The 25,124-nt window shown below is 67.5% G+C and carries 21 protein-coding genes; 18 read left to right on the plus strand and 3 right to left on the minus strand.

Annotation, left to right across the window (positions count from 1 at the left end; translation table 11 throughout):
* Positions 1 to 363 precede the first annotated feature (363 nt).
* Complete coding sequence (locus BLP73_RS18020) at positions 364 to 1,131, plus strand: replication initiation protein (protein WP_175453429.1); 768 nt, start codon at positions 364 to 366, stop codon at positions 1,129 to 1,131.
* Positions 1,132 to 1,304: 173 nt separating this feature from the next.
* Positions 1,305 to 2,276, plus strand: coding sequence for a glycosyltransferase family 2 protein (locus BLP73_RS18025; protein ID WP_090748156.1), 972 nt, complete (start codon positions 1,305 to 1,307; stop codon positions 2,274 to 2,276).
* A gap of 8 nt (positions 2,277 to 2,284) precedes the next feature.
* Here the strand turns inward: BLP73_RS18025 and BLP73_RS18030 are convergent, their stop codons facing one another.
* Positions 2,285 to 3,427 (minus strand): glycosyltransferase family 2 protein, encoded by a 1,143-nt coding sequence (locus tag BLP73_RS18030; RefSeq protein ID WP_175453430.1) that lies wholly within the window; start codon positions 3,425 to 3,427, stop codon positions 2,285 to 2,287.
* A 128-nt stretch (positions 3,428 to 3,555) separates the two neighbouring features.
* Between BLP73_RS18030 and BLP73_RS18035 the strand changes: the two genes are divergently transcribed.
* The 6 genes from BLP73_RS18035 to BLP73_RS18060 all read left to right on the plus strand — a co-directional run bounded on the left by BLP73_RS18035 (position 3,556) and on the right by BLP73_RS18060 (position 10,613).
* Positions 3,556 to 4,341 (plus strand): family 16 glycosylhydrolase, encoded by a 786-nt coding sequence (locus BLP73_RS18035; protein WP_090748162.1) that lies wholly within the window; start codon positions 3,556 to 3,558, stop codon positions 4,339 to 4,341.
* Complete coding sequence (locus BLP73_RS18040; RefSeq protein WP_090748165.1) at positions 4,341 to 5,579, plus strand: O-antigen ligase family protein; 1,239 nt, start codon at positions 4,341 to 4,343, stop codon at positions 5,577 to 5,579. Before BLP73_RS18035 ends, BLP73_RS18040 begins: the two co-directional genes overlap by 1 nt.
* Positions 5,580 to 5,744: 165 nt before the next feature.
* A complete protein-coding gene (locus BLP73_RS18045; protein ID WP_090748167.1) occupies positions 5,745 to 7,262 on the plus strand; it encodes a lipopolysaccharide biosynthesis protein in 1,518 nt (505 codons plus the stop codon).
* 145 nt (positions 7,263 to 7,407) lie between these two features.
* The gene (locus BLP73_RS18050; protein ID WP_139166030.1) at positions 7,408 to 8,259 is read left to right on the plus strand and encodes a glycosyltransferase family A protein; all 852 of its coding nucleotides are present in this window, start codon (positions 7,408 to 7,410) and stop codon (positions 8,257 to 8,259) included.
* Positions 8,260 to 8,494: 235 nt separating this feature from the next.
* Complete coding sequence (locus BLP73_RS18055; RefSeq protein ID WP_090748173.1) at positions 8,495 to 9,562, plus strand: glycosyltransferase; 1,068 nt, start codon at positions 8,495 to 8,497, stop codon at positions 9,560 to 9,562.
* Position 9,563: 1 nt separating this feature from the next.
* Positions 9,564 to 10,613: a glycosyltransferase family 4 protein gene (locus tag BLP73_RS18060; RefSeq protein ID WP_090748176.1), complete on the plus strand. Its 1,050-nt coding sequence runs from the start codon at positions 9,564 to 9,566 to the stop codon at positions 10,611 to 10,613.
* Positions 10,614 to 10,659: 46 nt separating this feature from the next.
* On the opposite strand, the gene BLP73_RS18065 is transcribed toward BLP73_RS18060, so the two are convergent.
* The gene (locus tag BLP73_RS18065; protein ID WP_090748179.1) at positions 10,660 to 11,478 is read right to left on the minus strand and encodes a phosphatase PAP2 family protein; all 819 of its coding nucleotides are present in this window, start codon (positions 11,476 to 11,478) and stop codon (positions 10,660 to 10,662) included.
* 343 nt (positions 11,479 to 11,821) lie between these two features.
* On the opposite strand from BLP73_RS18065, the gene BLP73_RS18070 reads away from it, so the two are divergent.
* The 6 genes from BLP73_RS18070 (at position 11,822) to BLP73_RS18095 (ending at position 18,954) form a co-directional block, all read left to right on the plus strand.
* A complete protein-coding gene (locus BLP73_RS18070) occupies positions 11,822 to 12,976 on the plus strand; it encodes a glycosyltransferase family protein (protein WP_090748182.1) in 1,155 nt (384 codons plus the stop codon).
* A gap of 8 nt (positions 12,977 to 12,984) precedes the next feature.
* Positions 12,985 to 13,998, plus strand: coding sequence for a glycosyltransferase family 2 protein (locus BLP73_RS18075; protein ID WP_090748184.1), 1,014 nt, complete (start codon positions 12,985 to 12,987; stop codon positions 13,996 to 13,998).
* Positions 13,995 to 14,984 carry a glycosyltransferase family 2 protein gene (locus tag BLP73_RS18080; protein ID WP_090748186.1) on the plus strand — a complete coding sequence of 330 codons (990 nt, stop codon included), beginning with the start codon at positions 13,995 to 13,997 and terminating at the stop codon, positions 14,982 to 14,984. The genes BLP73_RS18075 and BLP73_RS18080 overlap by 4 nt, the downstream gene beginning before the upstream one ends.
* On the plus strand, positions 14,984 to 17,422 hold the full coding sequence (locus BLP73_RS18085; RefSeq protein ID WP_090748190.1) for a GNVR domain-containing protein: 2,439 nt from the start codon (positions 14,984 to 14,986) through the stop codon (positions 17,420 to 17,422). The genes BLP73_RS18080 and BLP73_RS18085 overlap by 1 nt, the downstream gene beginning before the upstream one ends.
* Before the next feature lie 67 nt (positions 17,423 to 17,489).
* The gene (locus BLP73_RS18090) at positions 17,490 to 17,744 is read left to right on the plus strand and encodes a hypothetical protein (protein ID WP_090748193.1); all 255 of its coding nucleotides are present in this window, start codon (positions 17,490 to 17,492) and stop codon (positions 17,742 to 17,744) included.
* Positions 17,745 to 18,351: 607 nt separating this feature from the next.
* Positions 18,352 to 18,954, plus strand: a complete 603-nt coding sequence (locus BLP73_RS18095) for a sugar transferase (RefSeq protein ID WP_245686750.1) — start codon at positions 18,352 to 18,354, stop codon at positions 18,952 to 18,954.
* Between the two features lie 57 nt (positions 18,955 to 19,011).
* Here BLP73_RS18095 and BLP73_RS18100 read toward each other — a convergent pair whose 3' ends face one another.
* Positions 19,012 to 20,787, minus strand: coding sequence for an ABC transporter ATP-binding protein (locus BLP73_RS18100; protein WP_175453431.1), 1,776 nt, complete (start codon positions 20,785 to 20,787; stop codon positions 19,012 to 19,014).
* A 262-nt stretch (positions 20,788 to 21,049) separates the two neighbouring features.
* Between BLP73_RS18100 and BLP73_RS18105 the strand changes: the two genes are divergently transcribed.
* From BLP73_RS18105 to BLP73_RS18120, 4 genes are all read left to right on the plus strand, one after another.
* A complete protein-coding gene (locus BLP73_RS18105; RefSeq protein WP_090748201.1) occupies positions 21,050 to 22,207 on the plus strand; it encodes a glycosyltransferase family 2 protein in 1,158 nt (385 codons plus the stop codon).
* A complete protein-coding gene (locus BLP73_RS18110) occupies positions 22,200 to 23,171 on the plus strand; it encodes a glycosyltransferase family 2 protein (RefSeq protein ID WP_090748204.1) in 972 nt (323 codons plus the stop codon). Before BLP73_RS18105 ends, BLP73_RS18110 begins: the two co-directional genes overlap by 8 nt.
* Positions 23,164 to 23,931: an acyltransferase family protein gene (locus tag BLP73_RS18115; RefSeq protein WP_175453433.1), complete on the plus strand. Its 768-nt coding sequence runs from the start codon at positions 23,164 to 23,166 to the stop codon at positions 23,929 to 23,931. The genes BLP73_RS18110 and BLP73_RS18115 overlap by 8 nt, the downstream gene beginning before the upstream one ends.
* Positions 23,932 to 24,057: 126 nt before the next feature.
* Entirely contained in the window at positions 24,058 to 25,041 is a 984-nt protein-coding gene (locus tag BLP73_RS18120; protein ID WP_175453434.1) for a CAP domain-containing protein, read from the plus strand.
* Positions 25,042 to 25,124: the final 83 nt, after the last annotated feature.

The raw sequence follows: 25,124 nt of genomic DNA on the forward strand, positions 1-25,124 counted from the left end.
CTTCCATTTCAGGAACCGCAAGCTTCTGAACCAAAACGATGAATCCGTCTGAAAGTGACTTTCTGGGCGAGGTATCGTGACTTTTCGGGCGAGGTACCGTGACTTTTTGGGCGAGGTATCGTGACTTTTCGGGCGAGGTGGCGGGTCTGGCAATATCGTCCCATGCCTGAAGTAAGGTGACTTTTCGGGCGAGGTCTGAGGGTTAGCCGCCGATGCCCCATCAAATCGCTTCCAGAAGGACAGGATTTCGGCCTATTGTGACCTTGGCAAGCAGATGGGTCACCTTGGATGTCGGACGAACCTCGCCCAAAAAGTCACGATAGCCCGGGCGCCACCCTGAAGGCGTTCCAGCGCCGCGGAGAGGTGATCAAGCCGGCCGAGCTGATCGAGGTGCGCGGCGGCGAGAAGATCACCCTGGCGGCGCGCCGGATCTACAACCAGCTTCTGTCGAACGCCTTCGGGCCCGAGATGGCGGCGGAAGGGCAGGAGTACCGCATCCCCTTCGCCGAGCTGCGCGGCAACCACACCTCGAATGACCGCGTCACCGAGGCGATCCTCAGCCTGATGCAGACGGTGGTGCGCGTGCGCATGTCGGACGGCTCGACGCGCAACGTGCATCTTCTCGGGCCGACCGATGTCGAGAAGTTCGGCCCTGGCATCGCGACGATGCTGACCTACGAGCTTCACCCCAAGCTGCTGCCGATCCTGCGCGACAGCCAGATCTTCGCCCGCCTCGAGATGCAGATCCTCCACGGCTTCGGCACGAAATACGGCATGGCGCTCTACGAGATGATCGCCAAGCGCATCAGCCTGAAGCACGTCTTCTACAACGACTTCGAGACCGAGGAGCTGCGGGATTATCTCGGGGTCCCGGACGGCAAGCTCGGCCCCTTCGCAGCGCTGAGACGCAAGGCGATCGAGCCGGCCGTGGCCGAGGTCAACGCCCTCGCGCCCTTTTCCTGCAGCGTCGTCGTGATCGAGAACAAGGGCCGCAAGGTCACCAAGCTGCGGCTGAACTGGTGGATGAAGACCGTCGAGGAGCGCAAGGCCCAATGGCAAGCCCAGCAGGAAAAGCAGCGCGACCTCTTCGACCCCGGCCTCGCCGAGCTGGACCTTTTCGAGTCCTCCTGAGCGGGCATCGGGGCATGCAGTCGCTCATGGAACATGCGCCGGGCGGCAGATGTCCGGGTCGCATGGCGTCCTTTTCGGCTTCCGGCCTTGCCTTCCGCGGCAAAAGGCAGTGATTAGCCCGGGAAACAAACAGGCAGTCCCTCGTTTCAAAGGAAACCAGGAAGGAACGACCCGTGAATGCGCTCTCCGTTTCCGTGATCATCACGGCCCATGACGCGGCAGCCACGATTGCGGATGCCGTCCGCACCGCCTTGGACGAGCCCGAGACGGGCGAGGTGATCGTGGTCGACGACGCCTCGCGCGATGCGACCGCCGCCACGGCCGAGGCGGCGGGCAGGGGGGACGGGCGGCTGCGGCTGATCCGGTGCAAGGCGAATGTCGGCCCCGCCGCCGCGCGCAACCTGGCGCTGGACGCCGCGGGATGCGCAGTCGTGGCGGTGCTCGATGCCGACGACTTCGTCCTGCCCGGCCGTTTCTCGCGGCTTCTGGCGGTGCCGGACTGGGACATGGTGGCCGACAACATCCTCTTCGTGGAGAACAACGCCTCGCGCGGCAACCTGCCGCCGATCCCAAGGGTCACGCCGTCGCTGATCGACATCGACCTGACGAGGTTCGTTGAGGCCAATCATGCCGTGCGGGGCGGCGTTCGGCATGAATGGGGCTTCCTGAAGCCCCTCATGCGGCGGGATTTCCTGACCGGCAACGGGCTGCGCTACGACGGTGCCCTGCGCTTGGGCGAGGATTACGATCTCTATGTGCGGATGCTGCAGAAGGGCGCGCGGTTCCGCGTCTCGACCGAGGCGGGCTATGCCGCCCGTTGGCGGCCGGATTCGCTCAGCTCGCGCCACTGCACGGCCGATCTCGAGGCCCTCCATGCGGCCGCGGAGGCCCATCTGTCGCTGCCGGGCCTCGATGGGGTCGAACGGGCGGCGCTTGGCACCTATGCGCGGGACCTGCGCCACCGCTTCCTGCTGCGCGACTTCCTCGACCGCCGCAGGCAGGCCGGACGGGCAGGGGCCCTGCTGTCGGCCTTGCGCCGGCCCCTGACGCTGGCGCCGATCGTGCGGGGGGTTCTCAGCGACAAGCTCGCGGCCCGCGCGCCAAAGCCCCCCTCCCGCATCGGCCGCCTTCTGATCGAGGGCTGAGCGCGGCCTCAGCCCGCGCGCTTCTGGCCCGCGGTCGTGGCCGCGGCAAGCCAATGGGTCCAGGCGGGCGCCTGCGGCGGCGGACCCTCGTCCCGTGCCGCCCTGGCCGCCACGGCGGCGGCGACCGGGGCAGGAGGCAGGGACCAGGGGCTCCCGGAGGCAGGCATGTCGGGGATCGGGCTCGGCAAGGCGGCATCGGGCAGGGCGCCCGCCTGCGCCGCCCTGTGCCGGCGCCGGTCGCGCAGGCTCTCCACCAGCCGAAGGATCATGGCCGGGTCGGCCAGGCGGGGCAGGGCGCCGCGCCAGTGCCGGGCCTTGATGTCGGCGACCAGCGTCTCGTAGCGCAGGGACAGGCGCAGCTGCCGGTCCACGGCCGCCGCGGCCGCCCGGGTCTCGGGGTCCGGCATCGGGGGCAGGGCGCGATGGGCGGCCAGCATGGCCGCGACCGTGTCCACCGACAGCCGGTGCGAGATCGAGCCTGCGTGCCGCCGATAGGCGTAGAGGGGATCGGGCAGCAGCAGGAAGCGCGCCCCCTCCAGCAGCAGGCGCATCACCAGGTCGAAATCCTCGCCGATCCTCAGCGTCGGATCGTAGCGCCGCGCGGCCAGCACCTCGCGCCGGATCAGCGGCTTCAGATAGCCGAAATGGGGCAGGGCGGCGGCGGCATCGTTGCTGCGCAGATAGAGCGCGGGCGTCAGGGTCATCGGCGCGCTCAGCGCCAGGGACTGCAGCAGGCTCCGCCCGTTCGGCTCGGCGACCGCGCCGAAATAGACCAGGTCGTCCGCGACGATGTCCGCATCCGCGGCCTCGGCGGCCGCGATCAGGCGCGCGAGGCGCGCGGGATGGATCAGATCGTCGCTGTCCACGACCGCGATCCAGGTGCCTTGGGCGGCGTCCAGCGCCAGGTTGCGCGTGGCGGCGGGTCCGCTATTGCGGGGCGAGGCGATGACCCGCACCCGGTCGTCGCCCTGGGCGATGCCGCGCGCGATGGCCACGCTGTCGTCATCCGAGGCATCGTCGGCCAGGATCAGCTCGAGCCGCGTCTCGGTCTGGCCCAGCACCGAGGCCATGGCCGCGGCCAGGTGCGGGGCGCCGCGGAAATTGGCCATGACGACCGAAACCAGCGGCGGGATCGCGGCGCCTGCGCTCACGTGGTCAGCACCTGACGGAGTGAACGACATTTGAACGCCTTTATCTTGACCATGGACCGGGTGCTTCCATAAGCCGGGCGGGACAACGCGGCAACCCTGCGGCGTTCCTGCGACAAAGGGGCCCTCTCATGCGCCATCTGCTTGCCGTCCTGCCCGCCCTCGCCCTCATGGGCCAGCCGCTTCTGGCAGAGACGCGGCCCCCCCATCCCGACACGGCAGGCTTCTTCGAGGACTTCTCGACCCTGCTGAGGAAGGACCGCTGGTACATCTCGGACGGCTGGACCAACGGCGACTGGCAGGACTGCCACTGGTCGCGCCGGGCGGTCCAGGTGAAGGACGGCATCCTGACGCTGCTGCACATCCCGGCGCCCGAAGGCGCGGACGGCCCCCCGCTCTGCGGCGAGGTCCAGACGAACGCCTTCTTCCACTACGGCACCTTCGAGGCCCGGATCCGCACGCCGCGGCAATCGGGGTTGAACGCCTCGGTCTTCACCTATGCCGGGCCGACCCACAACTCGCCCCATGACGAGATCGACATCGAGATCCTCACCCGCGAGCCGGGCGAGATGACGATGAACACCTATGTCGACGGCAAGCCCCATAACGGCGCCACCGTGCCCTCGAGCCCCTCCTTCGAGGACGAGTTCCGCACCGTCGGCTTCCGGTGGGCGCCGGACGGCATCACCTGGTATCTCGAGGGCCGCGAGGTCCACCGCACGGCCCCCGGCACCGTCCTGCCCGACCATCCGCAGAAACTCTACATGTCGTTCTGGAGCACGACGACCCTGACCGACTGGATGGGCCAGCAGACCCCGCGCGACGCGCCCCTGGGCTACGAGATCGACTGGCTGGCCTATACCCCGCTCGAGGCCTCCTGCCTCTTCGAGGGATCTGTCACCTGCCAGGAGCCGTGATGGGCGAGCTTGCCGCCATAGGCCCGCGGGCCGGACCCTACAGGGCGGCGCGGCGTCCGCGCCGCCGGACCCTGAGCTATTCCCCGACCGCGATCGCGGCCTTCATCGCCGTCTTCGGCCTCGCCTTCGTCCCGGCCCTCGGCTCGAAGGGGGTGCTGCTGTTCCTGATGGCGGGGATGTTCCTGGTCGTCGGCCGCTTCGGCGAGAGCCTCGGCGCGCTCCGCCGCGAATGGCTGATCGTCCTGCTGACGCTGTGGTGCGTGATGTCCTTCGGCTGGTCGGACTATCCCGCGCTCAGCCTGCGGCACGGCATCCAGCTTCTGCTGACGGTGATGATCGGGGTGGTCATCGGCTACCGGGTGGCGCCGATGACCTTCCTGAAGGTCGTCTTCCTGACCAGCTCGCTCACGGCCCTCGCAAGCCTTCTGGTGCGGCGCGCCCGCGCCGATGGCGAGGGCTATCTGGGCATCTATTCCAGCAAGAACGCCTTGGCGGATGCCAGCTCGGTGCTCATCCTCGCGGCGATGGCGGTGCTGCTCGACCGCCGCCTCTCCTGGCGCTGGCGCCTGCCCGCGCTCGTTTCGCTGGCCCTGGGCGCGCTGCTTCTGGTCATGGGACAGTCGAGCGGGGCGCTGGTCAGCACCCTCGCCGTCATCCTGGTCTTCGGCAGCCTCGTCCTGCTGCAGCGCCTGACGCCCGTGATGCGCCTGGTCGCGGTGGCCCTGGTGCTGGTGCTGTCGGCGGCGATCGCGGTGGCGCTGTCGTCCTTTGCCGACGAGCTGGCGCAGATCTTCCTGGACCTCACGGGCAAGGACATCACGCTGACCGGCCGCACCGCGCTCTGGGCGGTGGCCCTGGGCGAGATCGCCGAGCGGCCGCTTCTGGGCACGGGCTTTCAGGCCTTCTGGGTGCATGGCCAGCCGCTGGCCGAGCAGCTCTGGGCCGAGTTCTACATCGAGAGCCGCCAGGGCTTCCATTTCCACAACACCCTCATCTCGAACGCGGTCGAGATCGGCGTCTTGGCGACGGCGCTTCAGATGTTCGTCTTCATCGGCGCCTTGTGGTCCTGCCTCGGCTGGTCGATCCGCCGCCCCTCGGCCGCCTCGGTCTTCTTCGCCCTCTTCATGGTGCGGCTGTTCCTGCTCATGTGGATCGAGGTCGTGTATTTCTACCAGTTCGCCCTCGCGACCCTGATCATCACCGTCGCGATCTGCTATGGCCGCCGCTTCAGGACCTGACCTGCCCGAGGCACCCGGGCACCCCGCGCGGCGGGCGCCGGCTTGTGTTTCCCGGCGCGGGCCAGTACCTCCGCGGCGGACATGCAGGACGGGCAGGACCGCCTGCAACGCGTTGCCGCCTTCGGTTGATGTGAAGAATGAGCAAGCTCGCGGCGACAAGACGGGATGACGGCCATAGACCAGGATAGCAACCGGTTCGATCCGCCCGACCAGGCGATGGGTCGATCAGTGAAGCGCGGTGCGGTCGCCACGGGCGGGGCGCAGATCGTCAAGCTGGCCTGCCAGATCGTCTCGGTCATCGTCCTGTCGCGGCTGCTGCAGCCCGAGGATTTCGGAATCGTCGCCATGGCCGCGCCGGTCGCGGCCTTCGTGGGCCTCTTCCTCGACATGGGCCTGACGCAGGCCACGGTGCAGAAGAAGGGCCTCACCTCGGAGGAGGTGAACAGTCTCTTCTGGATCAACATGGCGGTTGCCGTGCTGCTGAGCGGGCTCATGGTCCTGATCGCGCCCCTCGCCGCCCGCTTCTACGCAGAGCCGCAGGTCGGCCCACTGGTCGCCGCCATGAGCCTGCAGCTGGTGGTCGGGGCGGCGGGCGCGCAGCACTACGCCCTCGCCACTCGCCGGATGGCCTTCGGCCGGCTGGCCGTTCTGGAAAGCGTGGGGGCGGTGCTGGGCCTCGCGGCCGCCATTGCCTGGGCCTATGTCATGCAGACCTACTGGGCACTGTTCTTCGGCGGGATCGTGGCGATGCTGTGCTCGACCCTGGGCTGCTGGATGAGCTCGCGCTGGCGGCCCGGCCTGCCGCGATGGGTCAGCGGGGCAGGGGGGATGGTCAGCTTCGGCGCCGGCATCACCGGCTTCAACTTCGCCAACTACTTCGCGCGCAACATCGACCAGATCCTGATCGGGCGGCAATGGGGCAACCAGCAGCTCGGGTTCTACGACCGGGGCAACCGGCTGCTGCTGTTCCCGCTCCAGCAGCTCATCTACCCGCTCGGGCGGGTCATGGTGCCGGCCCTCTCGCGCATGACCGATGAAGCCGATCGCTACAGGCATGCCTATCTGCGCGTCGCGGCGCTGCTGCTTTTCGTGGCGCTGCCGGGCGTGGCGGTCTCGATCGCCATGGCCGACCTGCTGATCCCGCTGGCCCTGGGGCATCAATGGGACGGGACCATCCCGATCTTCCAGGCCCTCGGCTTTGCAGGGCTGATGCAACCGCTCAACAGCCCGACAGGCTGGCTGTTCATCAGCCAAGGGCGGTCGATGGACTTCATGCGGTGGGGCATTTTCGGGGCAGTGACCACGACGCTGGCAGTGGTCATCGGCCTTCCCCATGGCGCCTTCGGCGTCGCTTTAGCTTATGCAGCGACCGAGTACCTGCGCACGCCCCTGCTGGGGCTTTACGTCGGCCGACGAGGTCCTGTCCACGCCCGCCACATCCTGCGCATGGCCGCGCCCTTCGTCCTAGGGGCCCATGTCGCTGTTGCGGCCGTCTGGCTGCTGCGCGGGCACATGCCGGGCGGACCGGCCGCCGGCCTGCTGGCCGGCGCCGCCCTGAGCTATCTGATCGTGACGCTTGTCGCCGCAGCCTTTCCAGTGGGGCGTGAGACCTTGGCAGAGGTCCGGAACTTGGCATCGACGCTGCTCGGAAAGATGATGAAGCGCAGCAACTCACCAAGGTGAAAGCCTTGACCCTCGGTTTGGTAAACATGAACAACGTCACCGGCTCGGATCTGCAGAAGCGCTGCATGTAGAGCTGAAGGGCGGGCAATTGGGCCGGTGCATGTCAGGCGGGCATGCATCAGTTGGTACATCTTAGGAGTTCCCGATGCGCGGCGTCTGGAGAATAAGGCAGTTTCTCGAGGAGCAGCGGCAAAAGCGTCGCTTGCGCCAGGCAGGCAAGGCTGTCGCTCGTTTCCCAAACGTCGGAAACAGGAGAGCACACGAGCTAGATGCGCCGCTGGTCGTTACGCTGACATCCTATCCGCCGCGCTTTCCGACCTTGGGAAAGACGCTTCGAAGCGTTCTGGACCAGACGGTGCGACCCGATCGAACGATCCTCTGGCTGACAGAGAAGGATCTGGCTTGTTTGCCAAGGGAGGTTCACGCGCTTCAGACACATGGCCTGGAAATCCGGACCTGTTCCGACTTGCGCTCGTACAAGAAGCTGATCCCAGCCCTCAACGCGTTCCCGGATGCATGGTTCGTGACGGCAGATGACGACGTCTACTATCCACCCGATTGGCTCGAGGGGCTTGTCGGCGAGGCCGAGCGCCGCACCGTGGTCGCCGCCCGCGCTCATCTGGCTCAGCTGGACGCTTCAGGACGGCTCCTCCCTTATTCAAGCTGGATCATGAACACAGGCCACCTGCGGGCGGCCTCATCGGAAACGCGTCTGTTTCCAACGGGTGTGGGCGGCGTGCTTTATCCGCCGAATGCCTTCGCCAAGAAGGTTCTGGACGAAGAGGCGTTCATGCGGCTCTGTCCGCATGGCGATGACATCTGGTTCTTCTGGATGGCTCGGCTAGCGGGAACCGGGCATGCCCGCACCCCATCCGGCTTCGAGATCCTGGCATGGCCCCATTCCCAGGACGTGGGGCTTTTCCGCGAAAACCAGTTCAACAGCCGCAACGACTTTCAGATCAGTAGCATGGAACAAGAGTTTGGTCCCATTCCTTGAGCATGCAGCAGAAGACAATAGCCCGCAGCCCAAGTCCTGACCACTGACGGCGCCGGATCGGCATGATCATGCCGGCGCCGAAGGGGCGGAGATGCGCGCCTCAGACAAATGCGCGACAAAAGCGCCGAAAGTTCGGCACCGGGGCAAGCCGCCTGCCTCGAAGGGTGCGGCCGTCCTGCAGTGAAGCCTTTTCGATCCGGTCCCGTGCCTGCGGGACGATCGGCATGGAGTGTTTATGAGAATCCTCATCGGGAGCGCCCATCCCTATCTGCCTCAAATGCGAGGAGGCGCGCAGTCCAGCACGCACGAGATGGCCTTGGCATTGCAACAGCGGGGCCATGAGGTCTGTGTCGTCGGCGGTCTGCAGGGGAAAGGTCTGTTTGGCTTGCGACGTCGCATCGAGCTCAAGCTGCGTCGCAGGTCTTGGGTCCGCGATGATCATCTGGGCTATCCGGTGCTCAGAGCCTGGTTCCCGTCGAAGGTCGTGGCCGACATAACCAGAACCTTCCGGCCCGACGTGGCGATGTTCCAATCTCGCTTGCCTGTCGAATTGGCAAAGGAAACGGAAGCGGATGTTCCCACCATCATCTACCTGCGCAATGTGGAAGACTCTGACCTCGGCGGCAGTCTGAGGGAGCTGCGGGACACCTCCTATATCGCCAACTCTCATTTCACGGCCGCGAGGTTCGCCCAATCCGACGGGATTTCAGCGCATGTCATCTATCCGATGATAGACGCCGAACGTTACCGGACACGTTCATCCCGTCAGAATGTCACATTCATAAATCCGCACCCCCACAAGGGCGTCGACATTGCCCTGAAGGTGGCCGAAGCCTGTCCTGAGATCCCCTTTGTCTTCGTCAAGTCCTGGGGTCTGGAAGCGGAAAACGAGGAAAACCTGCAGGCCCATGCCGCGCGCCTCGGTAACATCACCATCCGCCCGCCCACCCAGAACATGAAGTCGGTTTATGGCGAGGCACGGATCCTCCTTGCCCCGAGCCGGTGGGAGGAGGCCTTCGGGCGCGTCGCGGCCGAGGCCCATGTGAGCGGCATCCCGGTCGTGGGAAGCGACCGCGGCGGGCTGCCCGAGGCGATCGGGCCGGGCGGGACGATCCTGCCGCTGGACGCCCCCATCGAAGACTGGGCCAAGGCCGTGCGCGCGCTTTGGTCGGACGAGGCCCATTATCAAAAAGTGTCCGCCGCCGCCCTCCGCTACGCGGCGCGCGACGAGATGAACGCGGAACGGCAGGTCGACCAGATCGAGAAGATCCTCGCCACCGCATGCGAAAGGGGCCGGAACTGACATGCGCATCCTGTTTACGATCGGCAGCGGCTATCTGCCCCAACGCTCGGGCGGGGCGCAGTCCAGCACCAAGCAGCTCGTGGAAAAGCTCGGCGCGCAGGGCCATGAGGTGGCCGTCATGAGCCGGCTGAACGGCAATGGCTGGACGGCCCTCTCCTCGCGCATCAAGCGCCGCATCGGCCGCACGCGCTTTTCCCGCGACAGCCATCCCGGCCACACCGTCTATCGGGCCTGGGACTTGAGCGACACGACCGAGGTCGTCCGAAAGTTCCGCCCCGACGTGGCGGTGGTCCAGAACGGCAGCACCATCCCCATCGCGAAAAGCCTTGAGGACCACGGCGTTCCGGTCGTGCTCTATTTCCGCAATGTCGAGTTTGAGGAGCTGGAAGGCTCTCCGGCCGAGCTGTCCCGCGCGCGCTTCGTGGCGAATTCCCAGTTCACGGCCGACCGCCACCAGGAGGCCTTCGGCATCGACTGCACGGTCATTCCGCCGCTGGTCAGCCCGGACCTCTACCGGACCGAGACCACCGGGACCAACGTCACCTTCATCAACCCCTATCCGATCAAGGGGCTGGAGATCGCCCTCGCCATCGCCGAGCGCTGCCCGGACATTCCCTTCGTCTTCGTGGAAAGCTGGGGGATCGATGACGAGCTTCGCGCTACGCTCGACCGGCGCCTGGCCGACCTGCCCAACGTGACCCTGCGGCCCCGGACCTCGGACATGAAGACCGTCTATGGCGAGGCCCGCATCCTGCTGGCGCCGAGCCTGTGGGAGGAGGCCTGGGGCCGAGTCGCCACCGAGGCCCATTACAGCGGCATTCCCGTCATCGGCTCGCGCCAGGGCGGCCTGCCCGAGGCCATCGGCCCCGGCGGGGTGACTCTGGATGTCGACGCCCCCGCCGAGGCCTGGGTCCAGGCCGTGCGGCGCCTGTGGGACGATCCGGTCGAACATGCCCGCCTCTCGGCGCTGGCGCTGGACTTCTCGCGCCGGCCCGACATGCAGCCCGATCACCAGGCCGCCCAGCTGCTGCGGGTGCTGGAGGAGGTCTGAGGACCGGGCGCAGGCAGGGCGCGCGCCGAGAGGCGGCGCGGTCCTTCTAGAAGCGGAGGACCTCCTTCAGGAACGACCCGTAGGCCCGGACGTCGTCGAACATCGCCCCCAACTGGAACATGTAGAGAAAGCCCAGGGTCCAGAGCAGGGGCATCCACTTCTCGTCGACCGTCAGCCGGACGCGGGACGCCGCGGCACTGAGGATCAGCGGGGCCGCCCCGGCGGTGCAGAGCAGGCCGATCAGGGCGCCGGCGATCAGGTCGCTCGGGTAGTGCAGCCCGGCATAGGCCCGCGGAAAGGCAACCACGACCGCCACCCACAGGAAGGCGGCGATGCCGAGCCGCCGCGAGGCCAGGAAGATGCCCGTGGCGATGGCGAAGGCGAGCGCGCTGGTGTCGCTCGGGAAAGAGCTCCAGCCCTCCAGCGCCCCGTTGTGGATGCCGAAGGGCAGCTGGTACTCGACGCTCTCGTTGTGAAGCGGCCGCGGCCGGTAGGACGAGAAGTTCTGCATCACCCGCGACAGGCTCATCGCCAGGAACGAGCCCACAAGCAGCTGGCCGAAGAAGGCGAGGCTCCGGCCCTGCCGCCTCCACTCGAACAGCAGCCAGACGATGCAGCCCAGCAGCGGCACGATCTTGGCGGTGTTGGTCCTGAACATCTGCACGATCAGCGTGTCCATCGCCCAGGATTTCTGGGTGATCAGGCTGAAGGTGCTGAAGAAGGCCTGGTCCATGGCGACGATCCAGGACGTGCTTTCCCACCCCGCGAAGAGATAGGCGAGCAGCAGCGTGCAGACGAGGCAGATGAGGAGCTGTCTGTGGGCATCGCCGCTGCGGGAGGGCGGCGGGCCGGCTTCGATGAACATGGCTCTCTCCGGATTTGTCTTCCTTTTGTCACCCAACTGTCACATGAGCCTGCGCCGGCGCAAGCGTGCAGGCCGGAGGCAGGGGCAACAGGCGGAAATGGTGCAAGTTTACGGTTGCATCTTCATCAAGTGGCACATCTTGAAAGGGAATTTTCCGCTGCCTGCCGATGCGGCGCCTCACGCGACGTTGTTGCGCCTTGGCCCGACTTGCCTCACTGAACAGTTTTCCTGCCGCAGATAATTGTCTACGTGATCACCAAGCCGCCGCCGAAATATCGTGCATCCTCGCGGCCCTGTAACTTGTGCCCCTCTGACGGCTGTCCTGCCGGAGACGAATTTGCGTGTGACCTATCTTGCCCATGATCTTGATGATCCGTCGATCTGGCGGCGGGTCGAGATGCTGCGCCGCGGTGGGGCGCGGGTCCGCGTCGCCGGGTTCCGCCGGGGGCAGGGGGTGCTGCCGGAAGAGGCGGTGGTGCTGGGCAAGACCTCCAATGGCCGCATGATCCAGCGGCTGCGGGCCATCGCCGCGGCCTGGCCCCGCATCGCCCGCCGGATCCCGCAGCAGGACGAAACCGGTCCCGAGGTGATCCTGGCGCGCAATCTCGAAATGCTGGCCCTCGGTGCCCGGCTGGCGCGCGCCCGCAAGCGGCAGGCGCGGCTGGTCTACGAGCTGCTGGACATCCACGGCATGATGCTGGGGCAGGGGACCGTCGCCCGCGCCCTGCGCCGGATCGAGGCCGGGCTGCTGCGCCGCACGAGCCTGGTCGTGCTGTCCTCGCCCGCCTTCGAGACCTCGCATCTGCGCCATTACGGCCGGCCCGACCTGCCGGCCCTGCTGGTCGAGAACAAGCCCTTCACCCGTCCGGGCAACGCCGCGCCGCGGGCGGGTGCCGCGCCCGGCGGGCTGGAGGAGGGCGGCCCGCTGATCATCGGCTGGTTCGGGATGCTGCGCTGCCGCTGGTCGCTCGAGGTGCTGGACCAGTTGACCCGCGCAGAGCCGGGAAGGTTCCGCGTCATCCTGCGCGGGCGCCCCGCCATGGACGTGATGACCGACTTCCTCGAGGTGGTCGAGGCGAACCCGGGCCTGGCCTTCCTGGGCCCCTATGACTGGCCGGGCGATCTGCCCGGGATCTATGCCGAGGTCGACGTGGCCTGGCTGATCGACCGCTACCAGGCGGGGCAGAACTCGGACTGGCTGCTGCCCAACCGGCTCTACGAGGGCTGCCTGAACGGCGCCGTGCCGGTCGTGCTGGAGGGAACCGAGGTGGCCCGCCGGGTGGCAGCCTGGAGCTGCGGCATCGCCGTCGCCGCCCCCGAGCCGGATGCCGTGGCGGCGGCCCTTTCGGGGCTGGACCCCGCCCGGCTGGCCGTCCTGCGCGCGGCCGTCGCGGCGCTTCCGCCGACCGCGCTCGAGATGGACGAGGCCGAGTGCCGCCGTCTGACCGCCGTCATCGGCAGGGGCTTTGAGGCCCCCGCGCCCGTCACCGAGAGCTGAGGATCGCCATGCAGACATCTTCCGCGCCCCCCGACCTGCCTCAAGTGCTGATCGTCATCCCGGCCCTGAACGAGGCCCGGCACATCGAGGCCGTGCTGGACTTCGCCGAAGGCTTCGCGGCGCGCGCCGATGGCCTGGTTGTGGTCGCCGACGGCGGCTCGGCGGACGGCACGCGCGAGATCGTCAACCGCCGCGCGGCCGAAAGCCCGCGGGTCCGGCTGCTCGAGAATCCCGCGCGGCTGCAGGCCGCGGGCGTGAACCTGGCCGTCCGTCGCTTCGGGACAGGGGCCGAATGGCTGCTGCGGCTCGACGCCCATAGCGACTATCCCGCCGATTACGGCGACGTGCTCTTGGCCGAGGCGCAGCGGACCGACGCGGACAGCGTCGTCGTGTCGATGCATGCCGAGGGGCAGGGCTTTCTGCAGCAGGCGATCGCCGAGGCGCAGAACTCGCGCTTGGGCAATGGCGGCTCGGCCCACCGGCTGGCCGGAGAGGGAACCTGGGTCGATCACGGCCATCACGCGCTGATGCGGCTCGAGGTCTTCCGCAAGATCGGCGGCTATGACGAGAGCTTCAGCCACAACGAGGATGCCGAGCTGGACCACCGGCTGCGGGCGGCGGGCGGCCGGATCTGGCTGACCGGCCGGACTAGGCTGACCTATTTCCCGCGCGCGCGCATTGCAGCGCTGGTCCGACAGTATTTCAACTTTGGCCGCGGCCGGTCCCGCAACCTCGCCAAGAACAACACCCGCCCGGCGGCCCGGCAGGCCGTGGTGGCGATGCTGGCGCCGGCGGCCGCCCTGGTGCTTCTGGCGCCCTTCAGCGCCGTCTTCGCCCTGCCCCTGGCGCTGTGGCTCCTGGCCTGCCTGGCCGGCGGGGTGATGATCGCGCTGCAGACGCGGCGGCCCCGCGGATTGGCCGCCGGCCTCATCGCGGGGCTGATGCACATGGCCTGGTCGGCGGGCTTCTGGCGCGAGCGGCTGGCCGCGCGGCGCCGCGCCCCGGAAAGGAGCCCGGCATGAGCGCCCCCGCCCCCGCCCCCGCACTCCGCGACGAGGTGCTGATCGGCATCTGCACCTTCCGCCGTCCCGAGCTGGCCGCGACGCTGGCCTCGCTGCAGGCGCTCGAGCCCTGTGGCCTGCCGGTGTCCGTCGCCGTCGCCGACAACGACGCCCGGCCTTCGGCGCGCGCCCTTGTGGACAAGATCACCCCCCGGCACCCCCTGCCGATCGCCTATCTGCACGCGCCCGAGGCCAATATCTCGGTCGCCCGCAACGCGCTTCTGGACCATGCGCGCGCAAGCGGGGCGCGGCTGCTCGTCTATCTCGACGACGACGAGACGGTCGAGCCTGCCTGGCTCACGCAGCTCGTCGCGACCTGGCGCCGCTCCGGGGCGGGCGCGGTGCTGGGACCAGTGCGCGCCCATTACGACGCGGCCGCGCCCGCCTGGATGAAGGCGGCCCGCGCGCATGACACGCTGCCGGTCCTCGGCCAGGATCGGGCGACGATCACCAGCGGCTATACCTGCAACACGCTGATCGATCTGGGCGACCCCGCGACGGCCGATCTGCGCTTCGATCCGGCCCGCGGCCGCTCGGGCGGCGAGGACAGCGCCTTCTTCGCCGACTACCTCGCGGCGGGCGGGCGCATCGCCTTCGCCGCCGATGCCGTGGTGCACGAGACGGTCCCGGCCGAGCGAGCGCGGCTTTCCTGGCTCATGCGCCGCCGATACCGGTCGGGCCAGACCCATGCCAGCCTGATCGCACGGAACCCCTCGATGGCCCGGCGCCTGCGAGAGGCGGGGATCGCGGCCGCGAAGGCGCTGGCCTGCGGCGGCATGGCCCTTGCCGGGGCCGCGCACCCGGCGACGCGCAACCGCCAGCTCATGCGCGCCGCCCTTCATGTCGGTGCAATCGCCCATCTCGTCGGGGCACGGACGATCGAAATCTATGGAACGGCGCCCGGTGGACCGGTTATCGCCCTTCGTCAGAACCCGAAGGAACGTTGATGGGACGCGAGCTCAAGCCATTCAAAGAGGTGACCACCTATTCCGAGGCGCCGGCCGCGCCGCCGCCCGCCATCGACCTGCGCCGGCTGACCGTCGCCATGCGCCGGCAGCGCAGGACGATGCTTCTGCCGGCCGTGCTTCTGGGGGCGCTCGGCCTTGCCTATGCCGCGGCCAAGCCCGAGACCTTCAGCACCTCTTCCAGCCTCCTGCTGGACAGCAACGTCAACCGGGCGGTCCAGCAGGCCGGCGGCATCTCGACCGTCGCCCTGCCGTCCGAGCGCATCGAGAACGCGCGCGTGGTCCTGGAATCCGAGAAGCTGGCCAATGACGTGCTGGAGCGCACCGGGCTTCAGGCCAACCCGTCCTTCATGAACCCGCCGCGCTCGGCCTTCTCCTCCGCGATCGGCCAGACCATCGCCACGGTGACGCAGCCGATCTCGTGGACGATCGAGCGTCTCACGGCCCTTCTCACGCCCGCCGAGGTCGGCCTGCCGGCCGGAACCTCCGAGGCGGCTCTCGCTGGCGATCTTTCGGCCGCCGTCGTCGATCCGGAGCGCCGGCTGGCCTTGGCGCGGCTGCGGACCGGGATCAGGGTGGCGCGCGTGGGGCAGAGCTCGTCCGTCGCCGTCACCTACGCTTCGCATGATCCGGTCATCGCGGCGCAGGTCGCCAATGCCTATGCCGATGCCTATGTCGAGGACATCCTGACCTCGAACGCGGATTCCGTCGGCCAGACCAATGCCTGGATGCGGACGCGGATGGACGAGCTGCGCATGCAGGCGCAGGAGGCGGCCGACGCGGCCGAACGCTTCGCCGCCGAGAACCGGCTGGTGGAGTTCTCCTCGGGCGGGCTTTTGACCGAACAGGCCTTGAACGAGCTGAACTCGAGCCTGACCACCGTGCTGACCGAGGCCGCGCGGGCGCAGGCGGTCCTGAACACCTATGACCGGGCCGTCGCGGGCGGGCTCGAGGGGCTGACGAACAGCAACAGCGCCCTGGCCATCGGGGGCGATGTCTCCGAGGAGCTGCGCGCGCGGCTGGATTCCTACAACGACGTGCAGACCCGGCTCCAGCGCCTGCTGAACTCGTCGGGGCCGAACCATCCGCAGGTGGCGGGCCTCCAGCAGACGCTTGCCACAACCGCCGAGCGGCTCTTCGTCGAACTGCAGGCCCGGCGCGCCGAGGCGCAGAGCACGCTGGACGTCGCCAATGCCCGCGTCGAGGCGCTGCAGCAGAGCGTCGAGCAGGCCTCCGAGCAGAACAGCGCCCAGGCCGCGAATTTCGTGCGCCTGCGCGCCCTGCAGGAAGAGGCCGCGACCCTGTCGCAGATCTACCAGCAGACGCTGGCCCGCTCGCAGGAGATCGAGCAGCAGCAGTCCTTCCCGGTCGCGAACGTGCGGATCCTGTCCTATGCCCCGGTGCCGAACACGCCCTCGGGGCCGGCCGTGCTGCGGACGGCGCTGGCCGCGACCCTTTTGGGGCTGTTCTTCGGCATGGCCATCGCGGCTTGGCGGGAATGGCGGGAACGCTCGCTGCGCACGGCCGCGGACGTGACCGAACGCTCGGGCCTGCGCTTTCTCGGGCACCTGCCGGTGCTGCCGCCGGTCCGCAAGTCCCGCGCGGCCGCCAAGCCGCTGCGCGACCCGCCCCCGCTCCAGTCCCCCGGCGGTCCGCGCGAGACGCTGCCCGTGCCCTCGAAGCTGAGGCCGCCCGAGATCCAGGCGCCGGTGCCGGTCCTGCACTACCCGGACTCGGTCTATGCCGAGACGCTGCGCCATGTCCGGCTGGCGGCGGAAGAGACCGGCCGCGCGCGCCCGGTGACCGGCGTCACCTCGTTCCATCCCTTCGAGGGCCGGTCCTCGGTCGCCTTCAACCTGGCGGGCCAGCTGGGGATCGGGCTGGATTCGGTGCTGCTGATCGACGCCGACAGCCGGGCCCGCACGCTCAGCCGGATGCTGGGCATCGATCGAGAGCCGGGGCTGACCGATGCGGCCGCCGGGCGCGGCCACTGGCACGAGATGCTGTTCGTCGTCGCCGACACCAACCTTGTCGTCCTGCCCTGCGGGCTGGAGCAGGGCGGCCCGTCGGACGACCTGCTGACGGGCCGGGTCCTGTCGCAGATCGCGGCAGAGGCCTGCGAGGATTTCGGCCGCGTCATCGTCGATGTCCCGCCGCTCTATCCCGTGGCCCAGGGCCGGGCGATCCTGCACGACCTGCCGCAGTTCCTGATCGTCGGGGAATGGGGCCGGACCCCCCGGTCCATGGCCGAGACGGCCTTGGAAGAGGATCCCCGCCTCGAGGCACGCTGCCTCGGCGTCGTCTATGACCGGGTCAACCTGCGCAAGCTCAAGAGCTTCCTGCTGCCCGGCGAGATGGAGAACTACCTCAGCGACGCGAAATCCTACCTGTCGATGAAGCGCCGGAGCGCACGAGGATGATCGCCTGATCCGGTTGATTTCACAACCTATAGTGGTGTAAGATGACTGATCTGCACCGAGGCGCTGCATGTTCGTCATCCGTCTTCTTCTGGCTGCTCTGGCCACGATCCTGATCGCCCTGCTCGCAGGTGGCGCGATGGGGTTCTCGCCGTGGCAGAGCGCCGGCTTCGCGGTTCTGGCCGTCGTCTTCCTGCAGATGCTGGTTCTGGCCTATGTGCTGCAGGCCGGACTGCGCCGGGTGCGGACCCTGGCGCCGAAGCCTGGCTCGAAGCCGGCCTCGCGGAAGAAGACCTCCGAGCAGCTGTCCGTCCTGCCTGAGTGAGCTGGCAGCACCGGGTCGCAGGTGCATGGCGACGCGCATATTCTTGCCGGCCAATTCACCATTCAAAACCATATTCCGGCGATAATCCGCTTGTGATATAAGTTTGTCATTTGGCAGTGAAACCAAGTGGCGATTGCCCGCGCGCAATCGTGACAAGAAGCCTTGGTTTATCGGAAACAACTTGTGCTGGTTTTCATCCTGCACAGGCCGGCGTCCAAGCGAGTATTGTCCGCTTGCAATGAAGGCAATCTGGCCTTGGTCACGAAAAAGACAGGTATTTTTTTATTAGAGCTAAATCCGACGATTACCTCGGCTTTGCAATCATAGGTTGCGTAACAGTTACTTTTTACACGCATCTTAGTGTCTTCCTGAGGATTGATAAAATCTTATCGAAGTGCTGTAGAGCATTTGTGCACGATTTTTGCAGCCGCGCCTGCTGTCGTGAGGGGTGAGATGTAGTGTGATTCCACAAGGTGGGCTTTAGATTAAGATGCTTCGTGTTCAGCAAAACATCGCTGCCGATTGCCGCCCGTCCGGGCTTGCCAATCCTTCCCTCGCTCGGTCCGATGCCCGCATCTTCAGGCAGCCGGTCCAGCCTGTCGGGGGCATGTTCAAGCGGGTGCTCGACATCACCCTGGCGCTGGTCGGCATCCTGCTGCTTTCGCCCCTGATCCTGGGGCTGGTCATCCTGCTCAAGCTGACGGATTCCGGCCCGCTGCTTTACGGCCACCGCCGGATCGGCTTCAGGGGGCAGGAATTCCGGTGCTGGAAGTTCCGCACGATGGTCGTCGACGGGGACCGCGTCCTTGAGCGCCATCTGAGCGAGAACCCGCATCAGGCCCTCGTCTGGCAGGCGCAGCGCAAGCTGGACGACGATCCGCGCGTCACGCCCCTGGGCGCGATCCTGCGCAAGCTGAGCCTCGACGAGCTGCCGCAGCTTCTGAACGTGCTCAAGGGCGAGATGAGCCTTGTCGGCCCGCGTCCGATCGTGCGGGCCGAGCTGGATTACTACGGCCGCTCGGCCCGGCATTACCTTGCCGCGCGCCCGGGCCTCTCCGGCCTCTGGCAGATCAGCGGCCGCAGCGACACGACCTATCTCGAGCGGGTGCGGCTGGACCGCTTCTACGTGACGAACTGGACGCCGGGCATGGATCTCAAGATCATCTTCATGACGATCCCGGCCGTCGCCTTCTCCCGCGGCGCGCGCTGAGCTTCAGCCCGCGCCCCTGCCGGGGTGTCGCACCTCTTGCCTGTCAGCCCTTGCGCCTCAGCCGGCCTGCCGGCTGAGCAGCGCGTCCTCCAGCGTGGTGCCGTCGAAGGTCCCGGTGGACCCGGCCGCGACGATTCGGCCCTCGTTGATGCGGATGTAGCTGTCGCAGAGGCGGATCGAGGACAGGTGGTGGCTGATCACCAGCGTGGTGCCCTTGCCCTTCCGGCTCTTCAGGATGCGCAGCGCGGCGGCCTCGGAAAGAACGTCCATCGCGTTCGTGGCCTCGTCCAGGATCAGCAGCCGGGGCTGGCGCAGAAGCGCGCGGGCCAAGGCGATGCGCTGGCGCTGACCGGCCGAGAGGTTCAGGCCCCGGTCCCCGACAGCAGCGTCATAGCCACCCGGCAGGTTCCGGATGAACCCGTCCGCATCCGCCGCGACGGCGGCCTCGCGGACCTCCTCGAGGCTGGCATCGGGCTTGCCGTAGAGGATGTTGTCCGTCACCGTGCCGTCGAACAGCTCCAACTCCTGGCTGGCCATGGCGATCTTGGCCAGCCATGACTGCCGGTCGACCATGTCGAGGCCGAGGCCGTCCACCAGGATCCGTCCTTCGGTCGGGCTGATGACGCCGCAGATCAGGTTGGCGATGGTGGACTTGCCCGATCCGGACCGGCCGATGACGGCGACCGAGGTGCCGGCGGGGATGGTGAAGGACGCATCGACCAGCGCGGCCGTGTCCCGGCCCTCGGCCTGGTAGCTGTAGCTGACCCGGTCGAAGACGATGTCGCGGTCCAGCTGCGGCGCGGGCAACGTCGCCTCCGGCCGCACCGGCGCCGGTTTCGCCGCAAGCAGCCACTGCACCTCGTCCAGCGAGCCGGTCCAGCCCCTCAGCGAGGCGAGGGCGGTCTGGATGTGGCGGACCTGCGGCTGCAGGCGGTAGAGCAGGATGAGGAAGGCGGCGATGGTCCCGAACGAGACCCCCAGCAACCACCCGGTATAGATGACGGCCATGAACAGCGCCGTGTGCGCGATCTCGGTCAGCGGCCCGATGGCGATCTGGCGCCGCAAGAGGTTCAGCGCGACCCGCCGGACCTTCTCGGATGCGTCCGAGAAGCGCCGGATTTCGAATTCCTCGCGGTTGAACAGCCTGATCAGGCGCCAGGCGCCGATATGGTGCAGCATCCGCCCGGCCAGGCTGCGGTTCTGGGACGCGATCTCCTGCCCGAGGCGGGAGAAATGGCTCGACATGCGGTCATGCACGAACTGGATGACGCCGAGACCGACCAGGACGACGATGGTCAGTTGCGGGGACAGCAGGAACAGGAAGACGAGGAAGATGAAACTCGCCGCCCCGGCCACCAGGATCGACAGCGCCGTCCCGACGGCGTCCGAGGCCCGCCAGCTCTCGTTCGAGATGATGTTGAGCAGCCGCGACGGGGGCTGGGTCAGGCAGTGCGAGGCGTCCATCTCGACCATGCGCCGGGACAGGAGGTCGCGCAGGCGGTGGCCCGACTTTCCGTAGATCCACGCTTGGAGGAGGCCGTTGCCATAGGCGACGACGTTTTTCAGGATGATCATCAGGAATATCGCGATTCCGATGAATATTCCGCGCTGTGCCGGCGATACCTGTTCCCCGACCGAGGCCAGGATGCCGGGCATCCATCCCTGGACCGAGGCATCGCCCGACATGACGACGTCCAGAAGCGGAATGACGAGGCCGATGCCGATCCCCTCGAGGGCGGTCGCCAGGAGGCCCAGAAGGACGACGGCAGGCACGTAGCGCCGGAACGGACGCATCGTCTCGAGAAGGGCCGGGTGAAGATAGGATCGGAACATCATTTGAAACTCGGGACAGAAACCCACTGCTGCAACCGGCAGTATCAGCTTGCCGGACAACCGGCGAGAGCAGTGGCGGCATTTCCCTGCCGTCAAAGCCGTTTTGGTATCGCTATGGTAGTTTCATCGTTTATATTTCATCTTATAAGAGAATATATCCGATTTTTTACCGAACGTTGCCGCTTTGTATGCGTCGTGTATTGACGCAGCAACCCGAAACTAAATAACAGGCCTCTGCTCGGTTTGATCGGCTGGTGGTGTCTTGGAAAGAGTTTCGGTCATTTTGCCCGTCTATAACGCGGAGCAATACCTGCCTGCGGCGCTTGCAAGCATCCTGCTGCAAGACCATGACGATATTGAAATAATTTGCATAAATGACGGGTCGTCCGATCGCTCTGCGGATATTCTGCGACATGCCGCCGCGCAGGACGCGCGCATTATCGTAATTGATCGGGAAAACAGGGGATTAATTCGAACCCTGAACGAGGGAATAGCGCGTGCCTCGGGTGATCTCATTGCCCGCATGGATGCCGACGACATCGCCTATCCGAGCCGGATCAGCACCCAGGTCCGGGCCTTCCGGGAAAACGGCAAGCTGGCGCTGAGCGGTTGCTACTTCGACACCATCTACTCGCCCCGCAGGATGCTGGCGGCCGCAATGCCTGAGGCCACCCAAACCCTTGATCTTCGGATCATGTCGCGCTTCTTCACCATCCTCAGGCACCCGACCGTCATGTTCCGCCGCAGCTCGATGCCCGAGGGCATGCTGCAATACGACGAAGCCTATCCCTGCGCCGAGGATTTCGACCTGTTCCGGCGAATCGCCGACAGCTGCGAGGTGGCCCAGACCACCGAGCCGCTTCTGGCCTACCGGCTGCACGACGGCAGCGTCAGCGCCACGCGCATGGCCACGATGGTCCGGACCCATGTCGCCATCCTTGAGGAAAGCCTGGCCCGCCATTATCCCGAGGCCGCCGGGACCGGCTTCACCGCCGTCGCCGAAGACGTCAACGCCGCCACGGTCGCGGCCGCGTCCGACCTCATGCGCCGTCTCGACCGGCTGGCGGCGGCGCAGCCTCGAAACGAGCGGCGCGCCTTCGACATCGGCATTGCGACCACCTTCTACTTCCTGTTCTCGGTGATCCGCGAGACGGGCAGCTACGCCCTGGCCTGCGACTTCATCGAGCAGGCCGGCCGGTGGGACATGATCCGGCGTCGCGAGCGGCCCGTCCTTCGGATGGCGCGGCAGCTTCCGCTGGCCGCGGGTTTGGGGCAGAGAATCCTGGATGCGAACCTGAAGGCGAAGCGCCGGCTCGGCTCGCGCGATGTTCGGAAAATCATTCCGTCCTATGACGCCATAGACGCCCTTGCCCGTCGACTCGTGCATCTTCCCTTGGCAAAGGCGCCCGCGGATGCGTGAGCCGGTCGGAAGCGTCATCATCTGCACCCGCAACCGGCCGCGGCAGCTGCTGGCCTGCGTCGCCTCGGTTGCCGCCGCCGCGGCCCGCTGCCCCGAGCTGCCGGTCGAGATCATCGTCGTCGAGAACAGCAGCGATCCGCAGCTGGCCCTCGATCCGGCCGCCGTGCTGGACGCCGCCGGCGGCCTGGGGCGCTTCGTCTCGCTGCCGGTCAGCGGCCTGTCGAACGCCCGAAACGCCGGCATGTCCGCGGCGCGGGGACGGCTGCTGATCTTCACCGACGACGACTGCCTCATGGACCCGGACTTCATGCGCGACCTCCTGCGTCATGACGCGGAAGGTGCGGACGACATGTTCCTGGGCGGGCGCGTCAAGCTGGGCGATCCGACCGACCTTCCCTTCACCATCAAGGACGAGCCGGTCGAGCAGCTCTACGAGCCGTCCATCCACCCCGGTGGCTTCGTTCCGGGATGCAGCTTCGTGCTGTCCCGGACGACGGCCAACCGCATCGGCGGCTTCGACACCACCTTCGGCGCCGGAGCCCCTTTCCAGGCCGGAGAGGACACGGATTACATCATTCGCGGCCACATGGCGGGCGTGCCGATCCGCTATGTCCCGGACATGTGCGTGCAGCACCACCACGGCCGCAAGCAACTGGCCGAGGTGGTGGATCTCAGCAGGGCCTATTCCTACGCCAATGGCGCGCTCTACGGCAAATACATCCGCCAGAAATGGCTGCTGAAGCATTTCTTCTGGTCGCTCAGATCCGCCTGGCGCGAGGGGCGCGGAGGGCCGTCGTTCCGGCCCGAGCTGGGCATCAGCTGGTCGCAGGTCGCGCGCGCGAATGTCGCGGGATTTGCCGCCTTCTTCCTGCGCCCCCCTGCCTTCCTGCGCGCCCCTGCCGCCGCACGCCCGCCCGCCAAGACCGTACCCGCCCTCTCGGCGTCAAGCCGGCTCGATGCCTGAGATGGCCGCCGCGCGCAGCCTTCCCTACTACCCGCGCCTCGACGGCCTCAGGGCCGTGGCCGTGCTTGGCGTCTTCGCCGAGCACTTCACCTATAGCGAGCTGATCCGCGGCTGGAGCCCCGGCATGATCGGCGTCAGGACCTTCTTCGTCCTCTCGGGCTTCCTGATCACCTCGATCCTGCTCCAGCAGCGCGGAACCGCCTCTGCCGGCGACCTGGCGGGGCGGTTCTTCCTGCGGCGCTTCCTGCGGCTGGCGCCGCCGTTCTACCTGGCCATCGTCCTGGCGGCGGCCTTGGGGATCTCGGGCATGAGGTCGGACTGGTGGGTGCATGGGCTCTACCTGTCGAACATCCAGATCGCGATACAGCAGCAGTGGAGCGGGGCAGGGCACTTCTGGACCCTGGCCGTCGAGGAGCAGTTCTACCTGCTGTGGTTCCCCGCCGTCATCCTGGCCCCGCGGCGATGGCTTCTGCCGATCTGCCTGGCCTGCCTGATCGCGGCGCCACTTTTCCGCTCGCTCATCCTGCTGGATGCCAGCCCGTTCATCGACGTCCTTCTGCCCGCGCTCTACGAGCATGTGCCGGCGATCCTTCACCTGACCGAAGGGCCCCTGAAACTGGTGCGGTCCCTGCTGTGGGTGCTGATCTCGCTCGCCCTTGCCGAGCTGTCCTGGAGGCTGGTCGAAAGGCCTCTGATGCGCCGCCGCCGAGACGCCGCGGAGGGCGGCCCCTCGGCCCTTCTTCCGCAGCGTTCCGCCTAGCCCGGGCCGCGCCGGCAGAAGACCACCGATCCCCGCCAACCGGCCTTTGGCCCGCGGCCCCGTTCCTCTATCCTGGCCGGGCAGGTGCCGAGGGACCTGAGCCGCCCCAGGAAAGATCGGAACGCCGTGCCAACCGAAATCGCCAATGCGCTCGAACTCCATGTCGCGGAGCTGGTCAACGCCGCCCGGCTCGAGGCGGGCCTGCGGCCTGTCCATGTCGAGCTGCACCTGAACAGCGCCGCGCAGGGCCACTCGGACTGGATGTCGGGGGGCGGCGGGCTCTCCCACCAGGGTGCGGGCGGCAGCACGTCGGCCGGCCGGGCGGGGGATGCGGAATTTCCCCTGCAGGGCGGCAGCTGGCACCTGACCGAGAATGTCGCCCAGAAGAGCATCAGCGGCGCGCCCGGGCGCGGCGACGTGGAGGACATGCACGCCGCCCTGATGCAGAGCAGCGCGCATCAGGCCAATATCCTCGATCCCGATGTCGACTACCTGGGCGTCGGGCTCTCCACGGGGCAGATGCCGGGCGGCGGCGGGATGCAGGCGCTCTACATGACGCAGAACTTCGCCTCGAGTTCGCAGCCGGTCCTGGTCCAGGAAGAGATCGACGGGCAGATGGTCGTGACGACCTATGTGGATGGCGAACCCGTGGAGGGCTCGTCCCGCCCCGTCGAGGAGGAGCAGGAGGAGGACTCTCCTGGCGACGGCTCCGGCGAGGACGAGGACCCGCAGCAGCCCGCGACCGCGGGCGGATCATGCTTCGTCGCCACCGCCGCCTATGGCGATCCCCTGCATCCGGACGTGGCGATGCTGCGCCGGCTGCGCGACGAGGTCCTGGTGCGTCACCCGGCCGGCCGGGCCTTCATCCGCGCCTACTGGATCATCGGCCCGCGGCTGGCGCGCCTCGTGGATGCGCAACGGCCCTCGGGCCGGGTCTCCCGCCTGCTGCTGGCGCCTTGGGTTCTCGGCGCGGCACGGCTGCTCGCAGGGCAGGAGCGGCACCGCAGGGTCGTGCTGCCGACGGCATGGACATCAAAGGCGCCGAGTTCGGACCCCGGTGCGCCGCTGCCAGAAGTGCCTCCGGCGGCGCGATGGGAAGGGCTGTCCTAGCCGGTGACCAAGATCGCTCCCGCGGCGCCTGAGGACCCTGGTCTTCCAAACAGCTTCAGGGCCAGGCGGCGGATCGCCAGCCA

The organism is Paracoccus tibetensis (genome assembly GCF_900102505.1).
In the GTDB taxonomy this organism is placed as follows: domain Bacteria; phylum Pseudomonadota; class Alphaproteobacteria; order Rhodobacterales; family Rhodobacteraceae; genus Paracoccus; species Paracoccus tibetensis.